Below are 25,437 nucleotides of genomic sequence, written 5' to 3' on the forward strand. Positions count from 1 at the left end.
TCTGTAACGGTGCGCCCCCCGATGCTCTGCGCTTCCTGTGACTGGGCCAGGATGTCGGGATCACATGAACATCTGGAGGGGAACCCAGAAATGAGCTACAACCAGCCGGGCCCGTACGGCGGGCAGCCTCAGCAGCCCGGTCCGTACGGTCAGCCGGGTCCCTACGGCCAGCCTCCCCAGCAGGCGCCGCAGAGCGCCCCCCAGCCCGGCTACGGCTACCCCCAGCAGGCTCCCCCCGCCCAGCCCGGCTACGGCTACCCGGCGCAGCCCCCGCAGGGCGTCCCGCCGCAGGGCCCCTACGGCCAGCCGCAGCCGCCGTACGGGCAGCAGGCGCCGTACGGCCAACCCCCGTACGGGCAGCCCCCGTACGGCGTCCCGCAGCCTCCGGCGCCCGGCGGCAGGAAGAAGACCGGGATCGTCATCGGCGCGGTCGCGGTCGTCGCCGCCATCGGCGTGGGCGTGTACTTCGTCCTCGGCTACACCGGGTCGTCCGGTCTCGCGGACGACGGTCCGCACAAGCTGACGACACCGGCCAAGGTGCTCACCGACTACAACCGGGCGACCAAGGACGGCGACACCAGCGACAACGGCTCGTCGACCGTGAAGGACCTGGAGAAGAGCGGCGTCAAGAACGGCACCGCAGTCTTCGGCGCCTACACGACGGCCGACCTGAGCGGCTACGACCCGAACGACCCCTCCACCGCGCCCAGCCAGACCGAGCTCCTCACGGCCAAGGGCGTCCAACTCGTCGGCGCCTACGGCAAGATCGCCGATCCGGAGAAGGCCCTGGACGCGTTCTTCGCGGACATCCAGAAGGACGTCAAGCAGAGCAACTCCTCCAGCAGCAGCTCGACGGGCGGCAGCGAACTGGTCGGGGAGCCCGAGTCGGTCGACGTCGACGGCGCGGTCATGAAGTGCCAGGCGGCCAAGGGGACCAATCAGTTCACCAAGAAGCAGCAGACCGACTGGTTCTGCGCCTGGGCCGACTACAGCACCATCGCGATGGTCTCCCCCGGTGACAACACGGCCGACGTGTCGAAGGACACCGCCGTCTCCATGACGACCAAGCTGCGTAAGGAAGTTCGGGTGAAGGCCTGACCCCGGAGGCCTCAACTACGAAGGGGGGCCCGGGGGGTGTACGACCCCGGCCCCCGCGAGGCGTACCTCGCCTTCGCTAGAGCAAAATGCGGCGACCCCCGCATCTCGGCCCCCCGGGCCGCGGCCCCGCGCGTCGCGCGGGATCAGGGTCGGGTTGACGTTCGACAGGACGACGTCCGCCGTGATGACCACGCGGGCCACGTCCTTGCGGGACGGGACCTCGTACATGACGCCCTGGAGGACTTCCTCCATGATGGCGCGCAGGCCGCGGGCTCCGGTCTGCCGGAGGATGGCCTGGTCGGCGATGGCTTCGAGGGCCTCGCGCTCGAAGTCCAGCTCCACGCCGTCGAGTTCGAAGAGGCGCTCGTACTGCTTGACGAGTGCGTTGCGCGGCTCGATGAGGATCTGGAGCAGGGCCTCGCGGTCCAGGTTGTGGACCGAGGTGATGACGGGCAGGCGGCCGATGAACTCGGGGATCATGCCGAACTTGACCAGGTCCTCGGGCATGACGTCCTCGAACTGGTCCTTGGCCTGCAGCTCCCGCTTCGAGCGGATCGTCGCGCCGAAGCCGATGCCCTTCGCGCCGGCCCTGGACTCGATGAGCTTCTCCAGGCCCGAGAAGGCGCCGCCCACGATGAACAGGACGTTCGTCGTGTCGATCTGGATGAACTCCTGGTGGGGGTGTTTACGGCCGCCCTGCGGCGGGACCGAGGCCGTGGTGCCCTCCAGGATCTTCAACAGGGCCTGCTGGACGCCCTCGCCGCTCACATCACGCGTGATCGACGGGTTCTCGCTCTTGCGGGCGACCTTGTCGATCTCGTCGATGTAGATGATGCCCGTCTCGGCCTTCTTGACGTCGTAGTCGGCGGCCTGGATGAGCTTCAGCAGGATGTTCTCGACGTCCTCGCCGACATAGCCCGCCTCCGTGAGCGCGGTCGCGTCGGCGATCGCGAACGGCACGTTCAGCATGCGGGCCAGGGTCTGGGCGAGGAGGGTCTTGCCCGAGCCCGTGGGGCCGAGCAGGAGGATGTTGGACTTCGCCAACTCGATGGCGTCCTCGCGGCTTTGACCGCCGCCGTTCTCACCGGCCTGGACGCGCTTGTAGTGGTTGTACACCGCGACCGAGAGGGCCTTCTTCGCCGACTCCTGGCCGACGACGTACCCCTCAAGGAACTCGTAGATCTCGCGGGGCTTGGGGAGTTCCTCCCAGCGGACCTCGCTCGTCTCCGCGAGTTCTTCCTCGATGATCTCGTTGCAGAGGTCGATGCACTCGTCGCAGATGTACACACCGGGCCCTGCGATGAGCTTCTTGACCTGCTTCTGGCTCTTGCCGCAGAACGAGCACTTGAGCAGATCGCCGCCGTCACCGATGCGTGCCACGGTGTGCTTCCCCTTCGCCTGGGAGACGCCTACGTCCAGCGACTCCTGGTGCTGCCTTATGTCCGACGGTACCTTGCCGGGCCCCCCGTTCGGGCCCCCCTTGGCACGGTTCACTTCCACGTGGACCGTGCCGAGGGGTGGTGGACGATACAGGTCCGGGTCAGCGGACGTCGGCGTTGTTCATCTTCCGGGTGGAGATGATCTGGTCGATCAGGCCGTACGACAGGGCGTCCTCGGCCGTGAGGATCTTGTCGCGCTCGATGTCCTCGCGGATCTTCTCCAGCGGGGTGGTCGAGTGCTTGGCCAGCATGTCCTCCAGCTGGGCACGCATGCGGAGGATCTCGTTGGCCGCGATCTCCAGGTCGGAGACCTGGCCCCGGCCCGTCTCGCTGTACGGCTGGTGGATCAGCACGCGCGCGTTCGGCAGCGCCATGCGCTTGCCCGGCGTACCGGCCGCCAGCAGGACGGCGGCGGCGGACGCGGCCTGGCCCATGCAGACCGTCTGGACGTCCGGCTTCACGAACTGCATCGTGTCGTAGATCGCAGTCAGCGCGGTGAAGGAGCCACCGGGGCTGTTGATGTAGATCGAGATGTCACGGTCGGGGTCCATCGACTCCAGGCACAGCAGCTGCGCCATGACGTCGTTGGCCGACGCGTCGTCGATCTGGACACCGAGGAAGATCACGCGCTCCTCGAAGAGCTTCGCGTACGGGTCGTACTCACGGACGCCCTGCGAGGTGCGCTCGACGAAACGCGGGATGACGTAGCGGGATTCGGCGGCGGGGGCCGTGTATTCGGCGCGTGCGTGCTCGTACAGGCCGTTGCCGGGGAAGTTGTTCACTGTCTCTCTCCTGGGGGCTGTGGCGGTCGGCTGGGGGCTGTCCTGGGGCCTCAGGCCCCGGTGCCGCCGCCGCCCGGCATACCGGCGGCCGTGGGAATCACGTCGTCGATGAGGCCGTACTCCTTGGCCTCCAGTGCGTCGAACCAGCGGTCGCGGTCCGAGTCGCGGGTGATCTGCTCGATGCTCTGGCCCGTGTGCTGGGACGTGAGCTCGGCCATGCGCCGCTTGGTGTGCAGCAGCCGCTCCGCGTGGATCTTGATGTCGGAGGCCGAACCGGCCAGGCCGGCGGAGGGCTGGTGGATCAGGATCTCGGCGTTCGGCAGCGCGAAGCGCTTGCCCGGGGTACCCGCGCTGAGAAGGAACTGGCCCATGGAGGCGGCGAGGCCCATGGCGATGGTCACCACGTCGTTCTTGATGAACTGCATGGTGTCGTAGATCGCCATGCCGGCCGTGATCGAGCCGCCGGGGCTGTTGATGTAGAGGTAGATGTCCTTGTCGGGGTCGGCGGCAAGGAGGAGGAGCTGCGCGGTGATCTTGTTGGCGATGTCGTCGTCGACCGCCTGACCGAGGAAGATGATCCGCTCACCGAGCAGCCGGTTGTAGACCTGGTCGCCGAGGCCACCGATAGAGGGCTCGCCGGCGGCTGTAGGCATCAGATTCGTCACGTATCCACCTGCTCGTCTTTACGACGGCGCCGGGCCGTCTCACGTGTACTGCCGGGGGCAACGGGGACTCCCCTGCCCTCGTATTCATGGACCCTAACGCGCGGGTCCCTTCGGAGAATCCCGCAAAGGGAACTGTTCGCTGTCAGCACATCGCGCTGCGCTGGCCTGAGCGGAATCCGCTGGGGTGGGGTGGTTGCGCTTGTATCGGGGCTGCGGGTCGGTGGGGGCTTGTCGCGCCGTTCCCCGCGCCCCTTCGGGGCGCGCCCAGCGTACGTAGACAAAAGGGCCCCGGGGCTTGTCGCATCCCCGGGGCCCCTCGTTCGGCTGCTTACGCCTCGGTCGGCTCCTCGACGGCCTCGGCCGTCTCGGTGGCCGTCTCGTCGTCCTCGTCCTCCAGGTCGACGATCTCGCCGTTGGTGTCCTTGACCGTGGCGGCCTCGACCACTACGGCCAGGGCCTTGCCGCGGGCCACCTCGCCGACGAGGAGGGGGACCTGGCCGCCTTCGACGACGGCCTGGGCGAACTGGTCGGGGGACATGCCGGAGGAGGCCGCGCGGCGCATGAGGTGCTCGGTGAGCTCCTCCTGGTTGACGTTCAGCTTCTCCTTGTTGACGAGCTCGTCGAGGACGAACTGCGTCTTGATGCCCTTGACCGCGGCTTCCTTGGTCTCGGTGTCGAACTCCTCGGCCGTCTTGCCCTGGATCTCCAGGTACTTGTCGAGGTCGAGGCCCATCTGGCCGAGCTGGTGGTGCTCCAGGTTGTGCTTGCGGGTGTTGATCTCGTCCTCAAGGAGCTTCTCGGGGACGGGCACCTCGACGAGCTCCAGCAGCTTCTCCAGGACGCGCTCCTGGGCCTGCGTGGCCTGGTCGTACTGCTTCATGTTCTCCAGGCGCTTGCGGCTGTCCGCGCGCAGCTCCTCCAGCGTGTCGAACTCGGAGGCGAGCTGTGCGAACTCGTCGTCCAGCGCAGGCAGTTCGCGGGCGGCGACCTGGGTGACCTTGACGGTGACCTGGGCCTCCTGGCCGGCCGCGGAGCCGCCCTTGAGCTCGGAGGCGAAGGTGGCCTCGCCACCGGCCTCCAGGCCGGTCACGGCCTCGTCGATGCCTTCGAGCAGCTCGCCGGAGCCGATGGTGTAGGAGACGCCCTCGGCGACACCGTCCTCCAGGACCTCGCCGTCGACCTTGGCCTCCAGGTCGAGGGTGACGACGTCACCGTCGACGGCGGCGCGCTCGACCGGGGAGGTCGCCGCGAAGCGCTCGCGGAGCTGCTCGACCGACTCGTCGATGTCCGCTTCGCTGACCTCTACGGCGTCGACCTCGACCTCGATGCCCGAGTAGTCCGGGATCTCGATGGTCGGGCGGATGTCGACCTCGGCGGTGAAGTTCAGCGTCTCGCCGTCCTTCAGCTCCGTGATGTCGACCTCGGGCTGGCCGAGCGGGTTGAGCTCCGCCTCGTTGACCGCCTCGGTGTAGAACTTCGGAAGCGCGTCGTTGACCGCCTCCTCCAGGACCGCACCGCGGCCGAACCGCTGGTCGATGACGCGAGCCGGGATCTTGCCCTTCCGGAAGCCCTTCACCGTGACCTGCTGGTTGATCTTCTTGTACGCCGCGTCGAGGCTGTCCTTGAGCTCCTCGAAGGGCACCTCGATGCTGAGCCGAACCCGGGTCGGGTTCAGGGTCTCCACGGCGCTCTTCACGGTTCGGTCTCCTTGGGGGCTGACTTCTTGGTTTGCGGACCCAGACAGGTCCGGCGGTTTCTGGTCGCCCGGAGGACTTCAGAGTGTGAGAGACACACGGGCGCGCAGCTTGCATAGTAGCCGCAGCGACGAGACCCCCCAAAAGGCGATCCCGCGAGGTACTGGTGTGATACCGGACCCGAAGGTCCGGCAGGTGGTCGGGGTGGCGGGATTTGAACCCACGGCCTTCCGCTCCCAAAGCGGACGCGCTACCAAGCTGCGCCACACCCCGTCTGGTGCGACACGTAGGGTACATGCCCGCAGGCGGTCGGGCCGCCGCATTTCACGAGCGCCAGGGTGCCGGAGAGGGCATGGGGAACGCGGTGTGCGCGGAGGGCACCCGACCCGCTACGATGCCTTCTGTGCCGCGGTCGTCTGACCTGCGGCGCGTCGTGTGCGGGCGTAGCTCAATGGTAGAGCACTAGTCTTCCAAACTAGCTACGCGGGTTCGATTCCCGTCGCCCGCTCCACATGGCTCAGGGCCAGGTCGGAGGATCACTCCTCGACCTGGCCCTGAGCCGTTCCCGGGGTCCCAGTCCCCGGTCACGGCTCAGAAGCTGATCGAGTTGATCGTCTCCGCCAGCGAGTTTATGAACCGGTTGATGGACGGAGCCATCCCGGTCGAGGCGAGGAAGAAGCCGAAGAGGATCGCGACTATGGCTGGGCCGGCCTTGATCGATCCCCCTCGGATCAACACCACCAGGATGATCGCCAACAGCAGCACCACAGACAGTGAAATGGCCACAACTGATCACACCCTCGGTCGGTCCGCTCTCCCGGCCCGGGGACGCAACCCGCGCACCCCGCCAGAACCATCGTGCCACCAACGCGGCCCACCTATGCGGCGGGTGACGCATCGTTGGTCGCAAAGGTTCGGCAGAGATGTGTTCGCAGCCCGTTCGCATTATTGGCATGCGCACATGAACAGGCCTTTCCCGTGTGCCCTTTTGCTCCTTTTGATCGGGATGAATCGTGACATCGTGAACAGATTTCGGACGCGCGTCCGATGGTTTCACCGATTCCCACAGGCAACGCTAGGGTGCCTCAGATGTTCCACGTTGACACGCCCCCGGGCCAGAACGAACAGAGCGAAAAGAACGAACAGCCTAAATCGCGTGACGCGTTCTTCGACAACGCGAAGTACCTGGCGATCCTGTTGGTCGCCATCGGGCACTCCTGGGAGCCCCTGAAGGGCGACAGCAGAGTGCTCCAGGGCCTGTACATGGTCGTGTACAGCTTCCACATGCCGGCGTTCATCGTCATCTCCGGCTATTTCTCCCGCAGTTTCGACATGAGCCCCGCCCGGCTGAAGCGGCTCCTCACCGGTGTCGCGCTGCCGTACATCGTCTTCGAGATCGCGTACTCGCTCTTCAGCCGCTACGCCAACGACGACCCGCACCAGCAGATCACCCTGCTCGACCCGCTGTATCTCACCTGGTTCCTCTGCTCGTTGTTCATCTGGCGGCTCACCACCCCGATCTGGAAACTGGTCCGCCATCCGCTGCCGATCGCCCTCGGCATCGCCATGCTCGCCTCCTGCACCCCGGCCATGACCGACGACTTCGATCTGCAGCGGACGGCGCAGTTCCTGCCGTACTTCGTGCTCGGTCTGGTCCTCAAGCCCGAGCACTTCCGGCTGGTGCGGCGGCGCGAGACGCGGAAGTTGGCGGTGCCGGTGTTCGTGAGCGCGCTGGTGTTCGGCTACTGGGCGGTGCCGCGGATGAACGCGAGCTGGTTCTACCACCACGACTCCGCGCAGGAGTTCGCCGCGCCCTGGTGGGTCGGGCCCGTGATGACGCTCGCGATGTTCGGCTGCTCGCTGCTGCTGACCGCCGCCTTCTACTCCTGGGTGCCGAGCCGTACGACCTGGTTCACGGCGCTCGGCGCGGGCACCCTGTACGGCTATCTGCTGCACGGCTTCCTGATCAAGGGCGCCGGTTACGCGGGCCTGTACGACCACGCCTGGCTGCACCGGCCGTACGGCGTCGCCCTGGTGACCGGCCTCGCGGTCACCGGCGTCACCCTGCTGTGCACCCCGCCTGTACGCCGGGTGCTCCGCTTCGTGATCGAGCCCCGGATGGAGTGGGCGTTCAAGCGTGACGCGGCCGAAGTCGCCCGTGAGCGGCAGAGAGCGCTGGTGGGCTGAGCAGCCTTCTCAGGCGCCCTTGAGGTGCCTCATCAGCCGCTCGAAGTCCGTCCATCCCGTGAGGTCCGAGGGGTCGCCCGGGAAGGGGTAGTACAACGCCGGACGCCGCTTCGGGCCCAGCTCGCGCGGCGGCCGCGGCAGCGGGGTGCGCCTGGCCCGGTCGCCGGGCAGCTCGCGCACCTCCTCAGCGCCGAGAACGAAGGCGTACGGGACGCCGGGCCCCTCGAAGCGCGGCGGTACGGACAGGTCGCGGCGGGCCCGGCGGACCTGGACCAGCATCGACTGCAGATCGTGCCGGGTGGCGAGGACCTCCGCCGCCCGGGTCACGTCGGCGTCCGTCGGCACCGTCTCACCCGGGCCGTAGCCGAACGCCAGGGTGACGTCCTCCTCCACACCGCCTTCGGTACGGCTGATCCGGACCGTCGCGAGGCCCGGGCGCTCCGGACTGCCGACGACCACCAGCCAGGTCGGCTCGGGCGCCCGCTCGTACGCCAGGTCCGTCAACTGGCGCAGTGACCAAGGCAGGTTGGCGGGCTCCTCGGTGCCCCAGCCGGCCGGCGGCTCACCGGTGAGCTCACGCCATACGGCTTCCAGGGCGCCGCCGAGCACGAGCCGCTCGTCCGCCGGGTGGACGGCCCGGAAGGACACGGCCAGCTGGCGTTCGCCGTCGTCGGCGACCTCGGGGGTGAACGACTCGGCCACGGGGGTGCGGGGGTCCTCCGGCATCGCGTCCGGGGACCCGGCCGTCACGAACAGGCCGTTGTCCCAGCGCAGTACGGCTCCGGACAGTCCGTCGTAGTAGCCGTCCTTCTCGTCCTGCACCACCCAGCGCGAGGGCCAGCCCGGCAGGTTGCCGCGGACCGCCGGGGACAGGCGCGTGCCGGCGGGGGTGACGATCTGCAGGCCCAGTCCGGCGTTGGCGACGGCCTTGAAGGCGTCCGAGAGCCAGGCGGTCATCGCGACCACCGGGCGGTCCTGGATCACCACGGCGACCTTGTCGGTGAGCACGTCCACGGCGGGCTGCGCCGCGGCCGGGGCCGGCACCGCGCGCACCCCGTCGGTGTCGACCACCGCCAGCGACCGCGCCGCCTGCGGCGGCCAGGCGGTGCCGCCGACCAGGGTGGCGACGCGGGCCGCGAAGGCACCGGCGAGTTCCTCGGCCTCCTTGACGCCGGTGGTGGCACGGGCCTCGGTCCACCAGTACGGCACCTCGGGCTCGGTCGCCCCGAGCAGCCGCCACGCCTCTCCCCTGACCCGCACCAGCAGGGGTGCCTCGACGGAGACGAGGGGACGGCCCCGCTCGTCGCAGAGCTGCACCACCGCGCCGTCTCCCTCGACGCCCGCCAGCAGGTCCGGGCCGCCGGCCAGCAGCCCCGCGAGCACGCTCAGCGGGTCGGGCATCGTCCTGGTGAGAGCGACGACATCCTTCGTCATGGGTACCTCGTCCCGTTGCCTGTTCCCACCCGGTCCTGCCTGTCTCCCGCGTGGACGGTCTGGATCAGCCGGTTCGGCTCGCCCCTGCGGACCAGGACGCCCCGACCGGACGGCTGCCGGCCGGCGTACACACCGGGGAAGAGCTGGCCCTCGCCGCGGTCGCCCGCCATCACCAGGGCCGAGGCGCCGGACTCGCGCAGGCTCTGCAGCAGCGGCTCGTACAGGCCCCGGGAGGCGCCCGCGACCCGGCGGGTGAGGACGAAGTGGAGGCCGATGTCCTGGGCCGAGGGGATGTACGGCAGGAAGGGCGCGAGCGGCTGCTGGCCGGCGGTGGTGAGGACGTCGTAGTCGTCGACGAGGATCACGATCCGCGGGCCCGACCCCCAGCTGCCGGGTTCCAGGTCAGCGCCGTCCGCGCTCTCGTCGGGCAGCCGCTTCTCCAGTTCGCCGGCGATGCCCGCGGAGAGGCCCGCGCACAGCTTGGCGTTGTAGGCGTAGCCGCCCCGGTACTCCTCGGGGACGGCGCCGCGCAGTCCGCGGCGCGGGTCCATGACGCCGAAGACCAGTTCGTCCTCGCTGTAGCGCTCGATCAGGCCCTGTGCGACGGCCCTGAGCAGGTTGGTCTTGCCGCATTCGCTGTCGCCCATGATCAGCAGGTGCTGGTCGTGCTCGAACAGGTCGAGCAGGACGGGCGCCAGCTGGGTCTGGTCGAGGCCGATCGGGACCCGGCGCGGTTCGGCCGCCGGGCCGGGCAGCAGGTGCGGCTCCAGGACCTGTGGCAGCACCCTGACCGGCTGGGCGGTCTCGCCCGACCAGGTCGCGCGGATCGTACGGGCCGTGCGCTCCAGGACCGTGCCGAGGTCGGCGGTGTCGGCGACGCCGTCCGTGCGGGGCAGGGCGACCTGGGCGAAGAGCTTGGTGTCGGTGAGGACGCGTCCCTTCTCGTCGGGCGAGAGGGTCTGCGCGAGCTTGCGCTCGATGCTGGACTCGCCGGCGTCGTTCAGCCGGAGCTCCACCCGCGTGCCGAACTGGGACTGGGCGGCGATGCGCACGTCGTTCCAGCGCAGCATGCCGGCGACCACGTGGATGCCGTAGCCGCTGCCGCGCTTGAGGATGTCGCCGACCCCTTCGTCGAGTTCCTCGAAGTCGTCGCGCAGGGCACCGAAGCCGTCGACGAGCAGCACGATCTCCGTGGAGGCCAGCTCGGGGACGCGGCCCGCGGCGCGCAGGGTGCGCAGCTGCTCCAGGGAGTCGATGCGGTGGCGGCGGAACAGCTCCTCCCGCTGGTCCAGCATGCCGCGCACGGAGTCGACGGTGCGGGCGCACCGCTCCCGGTCGGCCCGGCCGGCCACCCCGCCCACGTGCGGCAGGCCGGACAGCGCCTGCAGACCGCCGCCGACCAGGTCGAGACCGTAGACGCCGACCTCCTGCGGGGTGTGGGTGAGCGCCAGGGACAGGGCCAGGGTGCGCAGCAGGGTGGTCTTGCCGGACTGGGGGCCGCCGATGACCGCCGCGTGTCCGCCCGCCACCGTGAGGTCCAGGTACCACTGGCCCTGCCACTGCCGGGCCGGATCGTCCAGGATGCCCAGCGGCACCTGGAGCGGACCCCGGCGCCGGGCGAGCTGCATGCCGCGAGCGCCCACCTCGACGGGTCCGGCGACCTGGTCGAGGGCGACGGCGCCGGGCAGCGGGGGCAGCCAGATCTGGCGTACCGGCCTCGTGTCGGCGTTCTCTATCTGCCGGACCATGACGCCCATCTCGGTCAGCCCGGTCTCCCGGCGCCGCATCTGCGGCTCCTCCGGCCCCGAACTCTCGCCCTGGCCCAGGGTGTTGTACGCCGGATACTCCAGGGCGAGCGGCCCGGTGTCCTCGGTGTCGCGCCGGACGGGGCCGCGGTAGGCACCGGAGACATAGCCCGCCTTGAACCGCTCGTAGTGGCTGGTGTCGACCTTGAGGTAGCCGAAGCCCGGCAGCGGGGGCAGGTGGAAGGCGTCCGTGGTGTCGAGGACCGTGCGGGACTCGTCGGCGGAGAAGGTACGCAGGCCGAGCCGGTACGACAGATAGGTGTCCAGGCCCTTGAGCTTGCCGCCCTCGATGCGCTGGCTGGACAGCAGCAGGTGGACGCCGATGGAGCGGCCGATGCGGCCGATGGACAGGAACAGGTCGATGAAGTCCGGCTTGGCGGTGAGGAGTTCGCCGAACTCGTCGATCACGACGAACAGGTGGGGCAGCGGTTCGAGGTCGGGGCGCTTCTCGGCCCGCAGGGCGGCGTAGTGGCCGATGTCGGCGACATTGCCCGCCTCCTTGAGGACCTGCTGGCGCCGCTTGACCTCGCCGGCGAGCGAGGCGTGGACGCGTTCGACGAGGCCGGCCTGGTTCTCCAGGTTGGTGATCACACCCGCCACGTGCGGGACGTCCGCGAAGGGGGCGAAGGTGGCTCCGCCCTTGTAGTCGACGAGGACCAGCGCGAGGTCCTCCGGCGGATGGGTGGCGAGCAGCGCGAGGACGAGGGTGCGCAGCAGCTCCGACTTGCCGGAACCGGTGGCACCGACGCAGAGGCCGTGCGGTCCCATGCCCAGCTCGGAGGACTCCTTGAGGTCGAGGAGCACGGGTTCGTGGCTGTCGCCGACGCCGATCGGGACGCGCAGGAAGGCGCGTTCGGCGCGTGGCGCCCACAGCCGGTCCAGGTCGAGGTCGGCGACGTCGTCGATGCCGAGCAGCTCCGCGAAGTCGACCGGACCTGTCAGCGGGGCACCGGCCAGGGACTCGGCGGACAGCCGCAGCGGGGCGAGCATCCGGGCCAGGCCCTCGGCGAGGGCTGTGCCGACCTCGTCGACCGTGCCGTGGGCGCTGATCGGCTCGGCCTCACGCAGGTCCTCGATGACGATCCGGGCGCCGTCGACGGTGATGCGCACGCCGACGCTGCCGGGCTCCCGTACCCGCTCGTCGAGCAGGTGCAGCACAGTGACGCCCATGTCCCGCAGGCCGACCGCGTCGTCGGGGCGCGGCAGGTCGACGGCGTCGTCCCCGTGCGCGTCGGCGACGACGAGGAGCCGGGAGGTCATGCCGAGCGCGTCCCGGCCGGACATGCCGCGGCGCACCTCGGCCGCGTAGGAGGCGCGGCGGCGCAGCTCACCGCCGATCTGCCGGGCGAGCTGGGGCAGCGAGGGGGCGATACGGCGGGCGGCGACCGGGCCGTCGAACTGCTCGGTGTCCAGCAGGTGCGGCAGCCACTTGGCCCACTCCCAGTCGGCCAGCCGGTCGCCGGGGGCCGCGACGGCCAGGGCCACGTCGTCGGGCGCGTGGGTGGCGGCGGCCTGGACGAGCAGCGCGCGGGCGACGCGCAGGGTGTCCTCGCGCGGACCGATGACACTGATGTTGCCGACGCGGTCGAGCGGGACGGTGAGCGGCAGTTCGGTGCCGGTGCTGAAGCGGGAGGTCAGCGCGGAGGCCTCGTTGAGCATGAACCGGTCGGGCGGGGTGAGCGCGGAGGAGCCCTGCTGGGCGACCCGCAGATCGCGCACCGGCATCTGACCGGTGCCGACGCGCACCCGCAGGAAGTCCCCGTCCGTCCGGCGCCGTTCCCACAGGCGGGCGGGGTCGCGCACGATGTCGTACAGCGCGTCCGGCGGCGGGTTGAGCACCTGGGCGCGCTCGCGCCGTTCGCGTTCCTCCTTCGCCAGCTGTTCGCGCAGGTCCTCCAGGTAGGCCAGGTAGGCCTCGCGCTGGGTGCGGCGGACGCGCTGGGCCTTGCCCCGCTGGGAGAAGGCCATGGCGAGGGAGCCGGCCAGGGTGACGACGAGGATGATCGCGCCCAGCCCGGCGAACTGGCTGTTGCGCACGATGGTCATCATCACGACGGACGACATGACCCCGGCGACGGGCAGCAGCGAGTGCAGCACGGAACCGGCCTTGCCCTCGGGCAGGTTGGGCGGCGCCTCTATGGTGCGCGGCTCGGGGGCGGCCGGCGGGCGGGTGGTGCGCGCGGGACGGTGGATCAGTCGGGTGCTCATCTACGTTGCCTGGTCCTCGGGTTGGATTCCTCGGTCCCTTCCTGTCGGGCGGTCAGCGCTGCTTCTGGGAGAGCTGGAAGACGCCGGCGGCCAGCCGGGTGGCGGCCTGCCGGGTGGCCCGGGCGAGGAGATCCGTACGGATGGTGCCGCCGGAGGCGAGGTGGCGGTCGTAGGGCAGGACCGTCACGGTGACTCCGGCTTCAGTGAGCTCCTGGGTCGCCCTGCCGAGGTCGACGCCGGGGTGTGGTGCGACCTCGGTGAGGACGACGACGGTGGAGGCCAGCACGTGCGGGGGCAGGTTGCGCATCCACTCCAGGACGGCGCGGGTGCTGGCGATGCCCTCCAGCGTCGCGGGCACGGTGAGCACCCGGGCCTGCGCGGCGGACAGCGCGGTACGGGCGACCTCGGCGGGCAGGGTCTCGCAGTCGACGACGGTCACCCCGAAGAAACGGCGCAGCGACACCATCACCCGCTCGTAGCCCGCGGTGTCGAGCATGGCGCCGACCTGGCCCTGGCTGCCGGGCAACAGCCAGGCGTTGCCGGGGAGTTGGACCAGGTAGCCGGTGACGTCGAGCAGCGACATCTGCGGTTCCACCAGTCCGGCGAGGTCACCGGTGGTCCAGCGCAGGCTCTCCGCACCGAGCCGCAGCGGCAGCGAGCCGAGCGCCGGGTCGGCCTCGACGAGAAGCACCGGGTCCTGGCGGTAGTGGGCGTAGGTGGCGCCCAGCAGCGCGGCGACCGTCGTCTTGCCGGAGCCGCCGCGGATGGACGTCACCGCGATCTGCCGCCCGGTGGTGACCGCCTGCTGCAGCACCTCGGCGGTCGCCGCGCTGTCGGCGACCTCGCGGGCCGCCGAGGAGGAGACGGTACGGCGTACGGCACGCAGGGCACGGGCACCGAGCGCCTCACCGCGGCGCGGCTTGACCGCGGCGGCGGCGAGCCGCTTGTCGAGCACGGGCCGGGAGTCGGGGGTGACGCGCCGCGCTGCCCGGGGCTGCTGCTGGACGGCAGGCTGCTGCTGGTAGGCGTGGGCCTGTTCCTGGTAGGCGTGGGCCTGTTGGTGGTGAGGAGGCGGGTCGGTGTACGCCTGCTGCTGTGGGTAGCCGTACGCCGACGCGGGACCCGGCGCGGGAGTGCCCGGCCGTTCCGGGGCGCCGGGCCCTTGTTGCTGTTGGTGCTGTTGGTGCTGTTGCTGCGGCACAGGCTGCTGATGCTGAGGCGTACCGCCTCTCAGATCGCGCAGCACGTCGCTCTGCCAGTTGTCCCCGCTCGGCATGTCGCCCTTCACTCCTGCCCTGGCCTCAGAACTTGTTGAGCAGTTGCCCATAGATGCCGAACACCCCGACGGCGAGCGGGAAGAGCCCGATCACGCCGAGGGACTCGATCAGGTCGCCGATCCGCCGCAGCCGTACCTGCACGTGCTCCGGCGGCTGAACCGCGAGAACCAGCAGCGGCAGTACTCCGGCCACGCACAGCAGCACCAGCGCCCCGGCGCCGCCCGCGTGGTCCACCCACTCCACCGCGAGCCGTAGAACGAGCAGCGCGGCGCCGCTGAACAGCGCCACGACCTCGGCGACCAGCGGGAAGGCCCGGGCCTGGGACAGCAGCACCACCGCGGTGAGCGAGGTGAGGGCCACCGTCCACACGGTCGGCCGGCCGCCCGCGGTCAGCAGCCAGCCGCCGCCGGCGGCCGAGACGACGGTGGCGACGGTGATCAGCGCGAGCCCGCGGTGCGTCGCGGCGAGCGCGTTGGCGACCTGGTGGCGGCTGACCGACGCGCCCGCGGAGCGCCGGTCGTCGAGTGCCGTCAGCCCCGAGGCCATCAGCGCCAGCCGCGGCAGCATGCCGAGCAGCACGACGGAGAACACGGCCATCACCGCGCCGAGCCGGTCCGGCCGGTCCTGCACGGCGGCGACGGCCTCCCACACCAGGGTGATGAAGGCCGTGGCGCCGGCCCCGAGGAGCGCCCCACGCCCGAGCGGGGAGAAGTAGGCGAGCAGCACGAGCGTGAGCACCAGCGCCGCGACGACACCGGCCAGCCGGGCCGGGCCGGACCAGCCGTAGGCGTCGGCGGCGGTCCAGGCTGCGAGCAGTCCGAGCCCCCCGGAGGCGAGCAGCAGCGCCGTGGCGAGCCCGCGGTTGCCGTCGCCGATCTTCGAGACGAGCGCTCCGGCGACCAGGAACACGAGCGTGACGGCCGCGAGCGCGGTGGTGACGGATTCGAGCGCGAACTCGCGCCGGGCCAGCAGGGCCGCGGCCACGGCGAACACGACGGTGGCCACCCCGGAACTGGCCCGGCGTGCGGCGGGCCGCCAGCGCCAGGCACGCAGATCGAGGTCGTCGGCGACCTGGTCGGTGACGTCGTGCACGACGGGCGCGGGCGGCGCGGCATGGGCGCGCACCAGCTGGAGCACGGCGCCGTCGGGCACCTCGGACGACGACAGCGTGGCCTCGTGCGGCAGCACCGAGCCGTCGGAGGTGATCAGCTGCCGGGTCATGGGCCGCGCGGCGGCCCGGTCGTCGAGCAACTGCAGGATGTCGGGCAGCAGTTGCCCGATCGGGGTGTCCGACGGCAGGACGATGTCGACGCGCCGGCGCTCACCGACCAGCGTGACCCGGCTCAGTTGTGTCCGGGACGTCGTTGCTGTACTCACCACTTACCGGAACCCATTCATCGCGAAGTTGTGGCCGAGGATGCCGAGGACGGCTGTGCGGAGGAGCCGCTGTACTGCTGCTGCTCCTGCTGCTGTTGCTGTTTCTGCTTGGCCAAGGTGGCCTGCAGGAAGGACCACCCGACGCATCCGGCGCACAGGACGGCCGCGATGGCGATGCCCGCGAAGACCTTCCCGAGCCGCTCATCGGCCGAGCGCCGGGTGCGCTGCGCGCCGAAGAGCAGCGCGTCGCGCATCCGGCGCCGGCGCACCGCCACCGACTCCAGCAGTTGGCTGTCGTAGTCCCGTGCCATTGAGTTGGTCCTGTGCCTGTGCTCTCTGTGCGGTCGTCAGTCGTCGGAGGTCGTCGAGGTTTCAGGGATGTCAGGGGTTTCAGGGATGTCGCGGGTGCCGGGGTTCTCGGCGGTGATGCCGAGGTACTGCCGCATGGCGGCGTACTTCCGCGTCAGACGCCGTGCGGTGGACTCGTCGAGTACGGCCAGCCGACGCGGGTCGGCGTTGTGCGCGAGGTCGGCCGCCTTGACGAGCCGTGCGCCCTCGGTGGCCAGGATCCGCTCCGCGTACGCCCGCGGCTCCTCGCCCGGCCGCTTGCTCAGCGCCCGTACGACGTCCTTGGTCTGCTGGGTGAGCGCGGCCGCCGTCAGCCACTCCTCGCTCAGCACACCGTCCTCGACCGCGTCGTGCAGCCAGGCGGCGGCGATGAGTTCGCAACCGCCACCGCGGGCGCGTACGCCTTCGGCGACGGCCTCCAGGTGTTCGGTGTAGGGCCGGCCGGCCTTGTCCCGCTGGGCGGCGTGCGCTGCGCGGGCGACGGACTCGACCTCGGCGAGCGTCATGACCGGAGCGGACGACCCGTCGTACGGCATACCGCGTTCCCCCTGTCCCCGTGACTTCGCCCGTGCAACATAAAACATGGACGCGCGGGCGGCGTACCCGGGGAGGCCGGGCTGCTGGGAACGGCGCCGAAACCTCCGCAGAACCTGCACACCCAGGGTCCCGATTTCGAGATTCCGCGCAGCCGATCGCGTGATCGGCCGGCCACTGAACAGACGCTTGGCGCTGGACACGCCTCACGTGGTGCGGCGACCTCTCGAATCCGGCTCGCTAGAGGGCGTGTGCGGCGTGCCGGTCCAGGAGCGCGACGACCATGGCGTCGAACAGACCGCTCCGCACGGCTTCGTCCACCGACCCCTCGTTGACGCGCTCACCTACCGCGAGGAAAGTGGCGGCGCGTACGGCGTCCGCGGGACGCAGCCGTCCGTCGGGCGGCACCGTGGGAGGGGGAGCTGCGCTCCAGCGGTGCTCCGGGGTGACGGCACCGGTGCCCCACAGGGCTCTGACGACCCGCCACAGCGGCTTGCTGTAGACGGGATACGGCCACTGGGTCGCTCCGTTCGCGTTCTTCTCGCCTCCGCCCCAGCGGACGTCACGGTCGTCGTCGGTGAGGGCGGCGTAGGCGTCGGCCAGCTCCTGCCAGGCTTCGATGGCACCGTGGTCGAGCTGAGCCAGCAGCCGCCGGTCGTCGTCCTCGGTGACGGCGCGGGCGAGTTCGTCCACGGCCTCGGGGCCGCGGACGCCGACCGGGGGTCCGGTGCCGGCGTCGCGGGCGAGCCGGGTCAGCGCGCCGGCCAGGGGGAGGCCTCGCTCACGGGCCTCCGCCACCTTGGCCGCCCATGTCTCGCCGAGGCGATACCCATCGGCACCGGTCGCTGCGCGCCGCGTCCAGTTCAGGGTGCCTTCGGCGTAGTCGGCCCAGACGTATCCGACGACTTCGCCGTCGGGGGTCTCTACGGCCACGTACTGGACGGGGTGCTGCATGCGGGGTCAGGTCTCCTGGGCGAGGGCCTCGACGGCGGCGGTGTTCGGGGCGTCGGCGAGGGAGCCGGGCAGGGGCCGCCCCTTGCCGGCCGGGTCCGGGTCGGCCGAAAACTCGGCGAGGGCCTGGGACGGCCGAAGGCCGCGTTCCTTGGCCTTGCGCAGCCGACGGATCCAGAAGCCGCCCTCGTTCACCGCCCGAGGCCCTCCAGCCTGCCGCGGCTCGTACGCCGCGGCATCGTCCTCGTCGCAGGCCCACACATACCCGAGGACCGCACCGCCCTGCTTGTCGACCACCGTGAAGTACTGCACCGGCTTGTCGGTCCAGTCCTGGTACCGCGGTGGACCGCCGGGCGCCTCCTGGAACCACATGTCCTCGGCGAAACGCGGGTTGACCGGTCGTTCACTGCTCATGGCGGTGCGTATGCCTCCTAGTCACCCTTGGCAAGGGCCTTGACCGCGGCGGCGTTCGGGGCGTCGGTGAGGGAACCCGGCAGGGCCCGGCCGAATTTGCCTGTTGCCGGTTCGGCCAGCATCTCCTCGATGGCCTGGGACGGTCGGATACCCCGTCCCTTGGCCTTCTCCAGACGGTTGAACCAACCGAGGCCCTCCATCAACCCCCTGGGTCCGGCGGCCTGCCGAGGTTCCCACGCGGCGGCGTCGTCCTCGATACCGGCCCACACGTATCCGAGAATCAAACCGTTCTCTCTGTCGGCCACCTCGAAGTACCGCACCGGCTTTTCGGTCCGGGTCTGGTACCTCGGCGGGCCCGGCTTCACGAGGTTGAAGTGCAGGTCATCGTCAAAGCGCGGGTTGATCGGTCGTTCGGTGTTCATGATGTCCACATTCCTTTGTCACTCCCTGCTCCGCAACGAAGCTACGGCCTCGGCAGAACCTCTCCGTACGCATGCCACTTGCCCGCCTCGTCCACGAAGACCCGTGTCACCTTGTACTCGGTTCCGCGGGCGAGGAGTAGTTCACGTTCTCCCTTGACCTGAGTGATGGACTCCAGCCAGAGGGCAGGCGTGTCCTTCGGCACCCGCAGATGCATCCACACCGGCTTGGCGTCGAAAGGTGGTGGCGGCGTCTTGCCAATTGCAGTGGAGGTGAACGCCTTGTCGTCCCAGACACCACCCTGCAACTCCATCGGCGAATCGAGCCCAAGGTGGTCGATGCCGGTGCCGCGGACAACCATGATGTCCTCGGGTACCGGGCGAGCGTCCATGACCTTGTCCATCTCGTCGATTGTGTGCAAGATCGAATCGGGCACTTTGGTGTCATAACGGAGATGGTCGTTGATGGGATCGTAAGCGGAGCCGGTGTAGGTGACCAGCCCTTCCTTCCTCTCGGGGTCGAGGCCGTCCATGAACTCTTTCCAGTGCGCGTGGCCGTACTCCAGCCCTGCCGCGTTGCTGACGCTGGGCGCGGGGTTCGTGCCGTGCGCCAGTTCGGCCATTGCCACCGCGTGCTGCTGTTCGGGCGTGAGAGCTTCGAACTCGTCATTCGACATGGACGGCTTGTACTCGAACGGTTCTCCGGCCCGGTGCCCCAGCTCGTCCGTGCCCGGGTGACCGGCGTCGGCGCCGTGCATGGCGGCGTCCATCCCGCCGTGCGGATCGACGTGCCCTGCGTCACCGTGGCCGACGTCACCGTGGTGACCAATGCCGTCGTGACCGTGCCCGTCATGCCCGTCGTGACCGGCACCGCCGTGACCGGCACCGTGGTCCGGATGCCCCCCAGTGCCCGGGGTGTCGTGACCGCCCGGGTGAGGGCCGGTCGGCGGAGCGTCGTGCGGGGTGGTGTGCGGCACCTCGTGCGCCGGGGCCGTCGGGGTCTCGTGGTACCACGCCGAGGGCGTCGTACCGGCGTGCTCGCCCGCCGAGACCGCGTCGCCCGTGCCGTGCGGGACGCCTCCGGTGATGCCGTCGCCCGGGACGTGCGGAACCCCGCTGTGGACACCGTCACCGACGGACTTCGGAATGCCGCCGTGGACACCGTCGCCCACGGACTTCGGGATACCACCGTGGATCCCGTCGCCCACGGACTTCGGAATGCCGCCATGGATCCCGTTCCCGGGAACATGCGGGGTGCCACCATGCACGGCGTTGCTCGCAGAGTGGGGAACCGCGCCGTGGACACCGTCACCCACGGACTTCGGAATGCCACCGTGGATTCCGTTCCCGGGAACATGCGGGACACCGCCATGCACGGGGTTGCTCACGGAGTGCGGAACCCCGCCGGGGACGCTGTCCGTCGTGTGCGGGAGGGTCCCGTGCACGCCGTTGTCCACCGCGTGCGGGAGACCCCCGTGCACCCCATTGTCCGCCGCATGCGAGACACCCACGGACGCCGGTTCCGACGCCGGGACGGTCCAGTGGGACGGGAGTCCCGGCGCCGCTTCCTTCGGGATCGGGGTCGTCTCGACGTTGCCCGCGTGGTCGAGGAGGTTTCCGTTCGGTTGCAGGAGGCGGCCGTCGGGGAGGTGTACCGAGCCGTCGGGAAGGGTCGGGATGTCGATCTTGCCGACGCCCTTCAGGTTCTTGGCGATGTCGCCGACCTTGGACAGGCCGGCGCCGGCGCCCTTCATGACGTACGTCATCGGGTCGATGATCTTGCCGGCCTTCCCGGCCAGGGAGACCGCCTTGGCCACCGCGCCCGCCTTGCCGGCGCCGGCCGCGGCCGCACCCTCTCCACCGGTGAAGACGGTGGTGAGGACGTTGAAGGTGACCGCACCCGCGGCACGTGCGGGGTTCTTGCCCCACTCGTCCCACGCCAGCAGTGCCTTCCCCGTCTGCTTCATCGTGTTGCGCGACTCGCGGAACCACGACGGCAGGGCCTTGTCCGGCAATGCCCAGAAAGCGACCTGGGCACCCGGCATCATCGACAGCGTCAACCCGGTCGCCAGCTGCGCCAGGCCCTTCCACGCCTGCCCCATCGCGTCCCAGCCGCCGAACCCGACCAGCGTCCCCAGGCCCTTGATGGTGCCCCAGACGCCGTCCACGATCAGGCCGTCCCACACGAACGACTTCACCCAGTGCCCGACGTCGTACCAGTGGTGCCTCTGCTCCACCGGGTCGCCCCACGGCAGCTTCGCGTCCTTCAGGTCCGACGCGTTGTAGCCGTACTGGTCCTTCCTGTCCGAACCGTCGCCGGCGACCATCTGCGTGCCGTGCCACAACGCCGTGATCTCGTTGTGGCACGTACGCTCGGCGGCCCAGAACGCCGCCACCGCCGCCGTGATGTCGTCACGGATCCGGTTGTGCTTGTCGACCTTGTCCCCGTCGTACTCCCAGTCGTCGTCCCCCTTGACCGAGGCGACGAACTCCGTCGCCTCCGTCTTCAGCTGCTTCAGCTTCGCCACCAGCGGACGGATCTCGGTCGCATATCCCGACAGCGCCGAGGAGACCGTCTCCAGATCCGTGGCGAAGGTGTCCGAGCGATCCGACACCGGCTTGGTCGACGCGAACAGGGTCTCCGCCTCAGGAGCGTGGTAGTACGCCGACAGCCCCTGGAACTGCGCGTGCACATCCGCACCCGTGGAGCGGATGTTCCCGGCGTCCTTCTTCAGAGCGCCGTAGTCCTTCTCCAACTGCTCCAGATCACCGGTGAACTCAGGGATCTCCTCCGGATTGATCACGCCTACTTCACTCCCGGCATCGTCACCCCGGGCATGGACGCCTTGCGCTGCACCTCTGCGGCCATCGCGTCGTCGCCGTTCAGGTACGCCGTCGTCGCGTCCACCGCGCCCTGCATCGACTTGCCCGCCCGTGCGGCGATGAACTGCAGGTCCTTCATGGCGTGCTCGGCGTACTGCGACAGCGCCAGCGCCACCAGGCCGCCCTGTGCCTTCCCGCCGTCCTTGCCGCCCTGACCGCCCGACGCGCCACCCGATCCGCCGTCAGCGGAGATCGTGCCCGCGCTCGACGCCGCCGACTGTAGATGCGCGCCGTAGTCCTTCGCGTACGTCTCCAGATGCGACGCCGTCGTGCCCGTCGTCGTCAGCACATGCTGAATGCCCTGCGGACGCAGGTCCCAGCCCGTCATACCAACCCCCGTGAACCCGGCACCCGGCCGTCACGAACCATCAAGAACCACAACAGACACAGCGACCACAGCGGCCGCCGGTGAACCACCAACCAGCCGCGGTTCAGCCGATGTTGTCCACCGCCGACTTCGCCTTCGCCAACGTCGAATGCGCCGTCGAGTCGTTCTTCTCCATCGTCGTCTTCAGCAGCTGAATGATGTTCCGGACCTCCTGCGAGGCCTGGTTCCAGCGGTGCTCCTTGCCGTGGTACTCGTCCGCCACACCATCGGCCGTGAAGTCCGACATCGCCTTCTTCACCTGCTTGTCCCGCGCCGAGATCACCGTCTCCAACTGGGCGATCACCCCCGCGAGATTCCCCTGTACGTCCCCCGACGCCGTCGTGTCGTAGGAACGACGATCCGAACCCGCACCCGCCATCACACACCACTCCCCGAAAACAACCTGAACGACCTGAACAACGCGAACGAAGCGAACGAAGCGAACTCTCAGCGGCCCGAGAACCGTGCCGCGTCGAAATTGGCGGACCCCATGTGCTGCCGGGCGTTGTCACGCTGCTCGTCGTCACCCGTGCTGAACGCGCTGTCCATCCCGGACTGGCCACCCAGAATCGCCGCCAACGACGAGTTCAGCTCCTTCGTGATCCCGTCCGCCCGCAACTTGAACTGATCGAAGGCCGCACGGCCCCCGCCGTTGAACTTCCCCTCCAGCGGCTCCGCCGCCCGCACCAACTGCTGGATCAGCGTGCCCAGATCCTGACTCGATCCGCGCGAGTCACGCATCAGCGTCGACAGCGCCTGCGCACCCATGTCGAACTTCATGTCGGCTCCCCCGTACAGGCTCACGCGGCGTGTGCCGCTCGTGTCACATACGGATTCATCAATATCAACTCGCGAATCGTCCGGGCAACCCGGGGCCTTCACCATCACAAAGTCGGCAAACTTTCCTCACCGAACACCGGGGAGGAACCGCCTCGCCCGCCGGTGAGGGTCAGCGCCCCGCCTGGGCCGTCGGACCCTCGCGGCACACCAGCAGCAGGGCCCGGTCGTCGTTGACGTCCTTGGCGACCGCTTCGATGAGGTGCCAGGCGGCGCCGTGGAAGCCGCCGGCGACATAGCGGTCGGCCTCGCCGGTGAGGCGGTCGATGCCCTCGACGATGTCCCGGTCGGAGGTCTCCACCAACCCGTCCGTGAACAGCATCAACACGTCCCCTGGCCGCAGCGATCCCTTCACAGAGTCGAACTGCGCGCCGTCGTACACACCGAGCAGTGGCCCTTCCGCCGCCTTCTCCTCCCAGCGGCCGCTGCCCGCGCTGAGCTGGAGGCCCGGCGGGTGCCCGGCGGAGAAGAGTTCGTAGTCGCCGGAGTCGAGGTCCAGGACGAGGTGGATCGAGGTCGCGAAGCCCTCGTCCCAGTCCTGGCGGAGCAGATAGCCGTTGGCGGCGGGGAGGAACGCGTGCGGGGGCAGCGAGCCGAGCAGGCCGCCGAAGGCGCCCGACAGCAGCAGGGCGCGTGAGCCCGCGTCCATGCCCTTGCCGGAGACGTCCGTGAGGACCACCTCCATGGTCCGACCACCGTTCGTCCGGGCCGCGACCACGAAGTCGCCGGAGAACGACTGGCCGCCCGCCGGCCGCAGCGCCATCTCCCTGTGCCAGCCCTGCGGGAGTTGGGGCAGCTTGCTCTGCACCCGGATCCGCTCACGCAGGTCGAAGAGCATCGTGCCGCCGCGCCGCCAGGGGACGCCCACCCGGCTGCGGAACTGCGCGATCAGCAGCCCGAAGAAACCGCACGCGGCCACCACGAGCACCACGCCCGGGGTCACCCGCGCCGGGCCCTCGGTGTACGGGCCGAGCTTCACCGACTCCACGATCAGGCCGGTGGCCGCCGCCGCGTACAGGCCGAGCAGGCTCGCCGGCCGCAGCAGCAGACCGCCCGCGACGATCGGCAGGACCAGCGCGGCCGCTGAGAACCACACCGCGTTGGCGAGGGTCATGGCCACGATCACCGGGATCGTGATCAGCAGCCCGGCCAGCGCGACCCAGTCCGAGCCGTCCCCGCGGAAGTAGTCGACGGCACTTCTGCGCAGGCCGGTGCGGACCCGGTGAACCAGCTTCTTCAACCGGGCCGTGAACGTGTCGGCCTCCGCGCGCCGCTCTCGTCCTGCTGCCATTAGTTCGGGACCCTATCCATCCGACCAGCCGCTTGGCACGGGAGGTCCCACTTGTCCCCCCTGCGAGGTTCAACTTCACAGTGAACTTCACCGGAGGCCGTCGTGGTGGCGCCGAGCGGAAATTCCCTGGCTCGTCCCGCAATGCGCTGGTAGGCATGGCCCATGGGGACAGTTGCGAGAAACACACCGGCCGCGCCGACCGAGCTGCGGGTACTGCGCCAGGACGAGTGGAACACCTGGTACGACAACCTTGTCGACGCCTTCGGTGGCGTCCCGGAGTCGCCCGAGGAGCGTGAGCTGTGGCAGCGGCTCACCGAGTTCGACCGCTCCCTCGGCGTCTGGGACGGGGACGCGTGCGTGGGGACGGCGGGCGCGTTCAGCTTCCGGGTCACCGTGCCCGGCGGCGCCTCCGTGCCCGCCGCGGGCATCACGATGGTCAGCGTGGCCGCGACGCACCGGCGGCGGGGCATCCTGACGTCGATGATGCGGCGGCAGCTGGACGACGTACGGTCCTGGGGCGAGCCGTTCGCCGTGCTGACGGCCTCCGAGCCGGCGATCTACGGCCGGTTCGGGTACGGCGTCGCGACGATGCGGACGATCGCCGAGATCGACACCGACCGGGTGCGGCTGACGGTGCCGCCGGGCACGGACGACGTACGCCTGCGCTTCGCCGAACCCGCCGCCGTACGGGACCAGTGCGAGGCGGTGTACGCGCGGCTGGTGGCCGGGCGGCCGGGGATGACGGCGCGGCGGCCCGGGTGGGAGGACCTGCCGCTGCTGGACCCGGAGAGCGAGCGGGAGGGGTCCTCGCCGCTGCGGTGCGTGGTGGCCGAGAGGGACGGTGAAGTCGTCGGCTACACGCGGTACTTCATCAAGCCCGAGTGGGACGTCCAGGGCCCCAAGGGGACCGTCCTGCTGCGTGATCTGGAGGCGCTGGACCCGGCGTCGTACGCGGCGCTGTGGCGGTTCCTCTTCGACATCGACCTGACGCGGAAGATCGCGGCGCGCAGCCGTCCCGTCGACGACGCCTGGCAGCATCTGGTCTCCGACATCCGCCGGTGCGGTGTCCAGCAGGTGGACTCGCTGCACGTACGGCTGGTGGACCTCGGCGCCTCTCTGGAGGCGCGCACCTACCAGGCGCCCGTGGACGTCGTGTTCGAGGTCGCGGACGCCTTCTGCCCCTGGAACGAGGGGCGTTGGCGGCTCACCGGCGACGCGAAGGGCGCGTCCTGCAAGCGCACCGAGGAGCCGGCCGATCTCGCCCTGTCCGTACGGGAGTTGGGGTCCGCGTATCTCGGCGGGGTGTCCCTCGCGTCACTCGCGGGGGCCGGTCGGGTGCGGGAGCTGCGGGCCGGGGCGCTGGCGGAGGCGTCGCCGGCGTTCGGGTCGGCGGTCGCGCCCTGGCTGCCGCACGGGTTCTAGGACAT

21 protein-coding genes, 2 tRNA genes and 1 pseudogene are annotated in these 25,437 nt (G+C 70.0%); 4 read left to right on the forward strand and 20 right to left on the reverse strand.

Annotation, left to right across the window (positions count from 1 at the left end; translation table 11 throughout):
• Positions 1-90 precede the first annotated feature (90 nt).
• The gene (locus tag ACGFY9_RS19295) at positions 91-1,098 is read left to right on the forward strand and encodes a hypothetical protein (RefSeq protein WP_393755556.1); all 1,008 of its coding nucleotides are present in this window, start codon (positions 91-93) and stop codon (positions 1,096-1,098) included.
• Positions 1,099-1,209: 111 nt separating this feature from the next.
• Here the strand turns inward: ACGFY9_RS19295 and clpX are convergent.
• The 5 genes and pseudogenes from clpX to ACGFY9_RS19320 all read right to left on the reverse strand — a co-directional run.
• Positions 1,210-2,478 (reverse strand): annotated as a pseudogene (gene clpX, locus ACGFY9_RS19300) (ATP-dependent Clp protease ATP-binding subunit ClpX); the annotation flags it as partial.
• A 160-nt stretch (positions 2,479-2,638) separates the two neighbouring features.
• Positions 2,639-3,319 carry an ATP-dependent Clp protease proteolytic subunit gene (locus ACGFY9_RS19305; protein WP_393755557.1) on the reverse strand — a complete coding sequence of 227 codons (681 nt, stop codon included), beginning with the start codon at positions 3,317-3,319 and terminating at the stop codon, positions 2,639-2,641.
• 50 nt (positions 3,320-3,369) lie between these two features.
• A complete protein-coding gene (locus ACGFY9_RS19310) occupies positions 3,370-3,972 on the reverse strand; it encodes an ATP-dependent Clp protease proteolytic subunit (protein WP_393755959.1) in 603 nt (200 codons plus the stop codon).
• A 340-nt stretch (positions 3,973-4,312) separates the two neighbouring features.
• Positions 4,313-5,680 carry a trigger factor gene (tig, locus tag ACGFY9_RS19315; protein WP_393755559.1) on the reverse strand — a complete coding sequence of 456 codons (1,368 nt, stop codon included), beginning with the start codon at positions 5,678-5,680 and terminating at the stop codon, positions 4,313-4,315.
• A gap of 194 nt (positions 5,681-5,874) precedes the next feature.
• Positions 5,875-5,951, reverse strand: a tRNA-Pro gene (locus ACGFY9_RS19320).
• A 164-nt stretch (positions 5,952-6,115) separates the two neighbouring features.
• On the opposite strand from ACGFY9_RS19320, the gene ACGFY9_RS19325 reads away from it, so the two are divergent.
• A tRNA-Gly gene (locus ACGFY9_RS19325) sits at positions 6,116-6,189 on the forward strand.
• A gap of 80 nt (positions 6,190-6,269) precedes the next feature.
• Here the strand turns inward: ACGFY9_RS19325 and ACGFY9_RS19330 are convergent.
• The gene (locus ACGFY9_RS19330; protein ID WP_026151384.1) at positions 6,270-6,464 is read right to left on the reverse strand and encodes a hypothetical protein; all 195 of its coding nucleotides are present in this window, start codon (positions 6,462-6,464) and stop codon (positions 6,270-6,272) included.
• Positions 6,465-6,767: 303 nt separating this feature from the next.
• Here ACGFY9_RS19330 and ACGFY9_RS19335 point away from each other — a divergent pair, with 303 nt between their 5' ends.
• The gene (locus ACGFY9_RS19335; RefSeq protein ID WP_393755560.1) at positions 6,768-7,865 is read left to right on the forward strand and encodes an acyltransferase family protein; all 1,098 of its coding nucleotides are present in this window, start codon (positions 6,768-6,770) and stop codon (positions 7,863-7,865) included.
• Positions 7,866-7,874: 9 nt separating this feature from the next.
• On the opposite strand, the gene ACGFY9_RS19340 is transcribed toward ACGFY9_RS19335, so the two are convergent.
• From ACGFY9_RS19340 to ACGFY9_RS19405, 14 genes are all read right to left on the reverse strand, one after another.
• Positions 7,875-9,299 (reverse strand): DUF6177 family protein, encoded by a 1,425-nt coding sequence (locus ACGFY9_RS19340; RefSeq protein WP_393755561.1) that lies wholly within the window; start codon positions 9,297-9,299, stop codon positions 7,875-7,877.
• Positions 9,296-13,312 (reverse strand): type VII secretion protein EccCa, encoded by a 4,017-nt coding sequence (eccCa, locus tag ACGFY9_RS19345; RefSeq protein ID WP_393755563.1) that lies wholly within the window; start codon positions 13,310-13,312, stop codon positions 9,296-9,298. Before eccCa ends, ACGFY9_RS19340 begins: the two co-directional genes overlap by 4 nt.
• A 52-nt stretch (positions 13,313-13,364) precedes the next feature.
• Positions 13,365-14,588, reverse strand: a complete 1,224-nt coding sequence (locus tag ACGFY9_RS19350; RefSeq protein ID WP_393755564.1) for a MinD/ParA family protein — start codon at positions 14,586-14,588, stop codon at positions 13,365-13,367.
• A 25-nt stretch (positions 14,589-14,613) separates the two neighbouring features.
• The gene (eccD, locus tag ACGFY9_RS19355; protein WP_393755565.1) at positions 14,614-15,969 is read right to left on the reverse strand and encodes a type VII secretion integral membrane protein EccD; all 1,356 of its coding nucleotides are present in this window, start codon (positions 15,967-15,969) and stop codon (positions 14,614-14,616) included.
• Positions 15,970-15,983: 14 nt separating this feature from the next.
• The gene (locus ACGFY9_RS19360; RefSeq protein ID WP_393755567.1) at positions 15,984-16,277 is read right to left on the reverse strand and encodes a hypothetical protein; all 294 of its coding nucleotides are present in this window, start codon (positions 16,275-16,277) and stop codon (positions 15,984-15,986) included.
• A 36-nt stretch (positions 16,278-16,313) separates the two neighbouring features.
• Positions 16,314-16,850, reverse strand: coding sequence for an HD domain-containing protein (locus ACGFY9_RS19365; protein ID WP_393755568.1), 537 nt, complete (start codon positions 16,848-16,850; stop codon positions 16,314-16,316).
• Between the two features lie 238 nt (positions 16,851-17,088).
• Positions 17,089-17,802, reverse strand: coding sequence for a DUF6508 domain-containing protein (locus tag ACGFY9_RS19370; protein ID WP_393755570.1), 714 nt, complete (start codon positions 17,800-17,802; stop codon positions 17,089-17,091).
• A 6-nt stretch (positions 17,803-17,808) separates the two neighbouring features.
• Positions 17,809-18,213, reverse strand: a complete 405-nt coding sequence (locus ACGFY9_RS19375; protein WP_393755571.1) for a hypothetical protein — start codon at positions 18,211-18,213, stop codon at positions 17,809-17,811.
• Positions 18,214-18,230: 17 nt separating this feature from the next.
• Positions 18,231-18,635 carry a hypothetical protein gene (locus ACGFY9_RS19380; protein WP_393755573.1) on the reverse strand — a complete coding sequence of 135 codons (405 nt, stop codon included), beginning with the start codon at positions 18,633-18,635 and terminating at the stop codon, positions 18,231-18,233.
• Positions 18,636-18,676: 41 nt separating this feature from the next.
• On the reverse strand, positions 18,677-21,436 hold the full coding sequence (locus ACGFY9_RS19385) for an ADP-ribosyltransferase (RefSeq protein WP_393755575.1): 2,760 nt from the start codon (positions 21,434-21,436) through the stop codon (positions 18,677-18,679).
• 2 nt (positions 21,437-21,438) lie between these two features.
• Complete coding sequence (locus ACGFY9_RS19390) at positions 21,439-21,843, reverse strand: DUF6507 family protein (protein WP_393755577.1); 405 nt, start codon at positions 21,841-21,843, stop codon at positions 21,439-21,441.
• 103 nt (positions 21,844-21,946) lie between these two features.
• Entirely contained in the window at positions 21,947-22,261 is a 315-nt protein-coding gene (locus ACGFY9_RS19395) for a pore-forming ESAT-6 family protein (protein WP_393755579.1), read from the reverse strand.
• Between the two features lie 68 nt (positions 22,262-22,329).
• Complete coding sequence (locus ACGFY9_RS19400) at positions 22,330-22,662, reverse strand: hypothetical protein (RefSeq protein ID WP_393755581.1); 333 nt, start codon at positions 22,660-22,662, stop codon at positions 22,330-22,332.
• A gap of 169 nt (positions 22,663-22,831) precedes the next feature.
• A complete protein-coding gene (locus tag ACGFY9_RS19405; RefSeq protein ID WP_393755583.1) occupies positions 22,832-24,010 on the reverse strand; it encodes a PP2C family protein-serine/threonine phosphatase in 1,179 nt (392 codons plus the stop codon).
• A 162-nt stretch (positions 24,011-24,172) separates the two neighbouring features.
• Between ACGFY9_RS19405 and ACGFY9_RS19410 the strand changes: the two genes are divergently transcribed.
• Entirely contained in the window at positions 24,173-25,432 is a 1,260-nt protein-coding gene (locus tag ACGFY9_RS19410; RefSeq protein WP_393755585.1) for a GNAT family N-acetyltransferase, read from the forward strand.
• Positions 25,433-25,437: the final 5 nt, after the last annotated feature.

Source organism: Streptomyces sp. NPDC048504 (assembly GCF_043200035.1).
Lineage (GTDB): Bacteria > Actinomycetota > Actinomycetes > Streptomycetales > Streptomycetaceae > Streptomyces.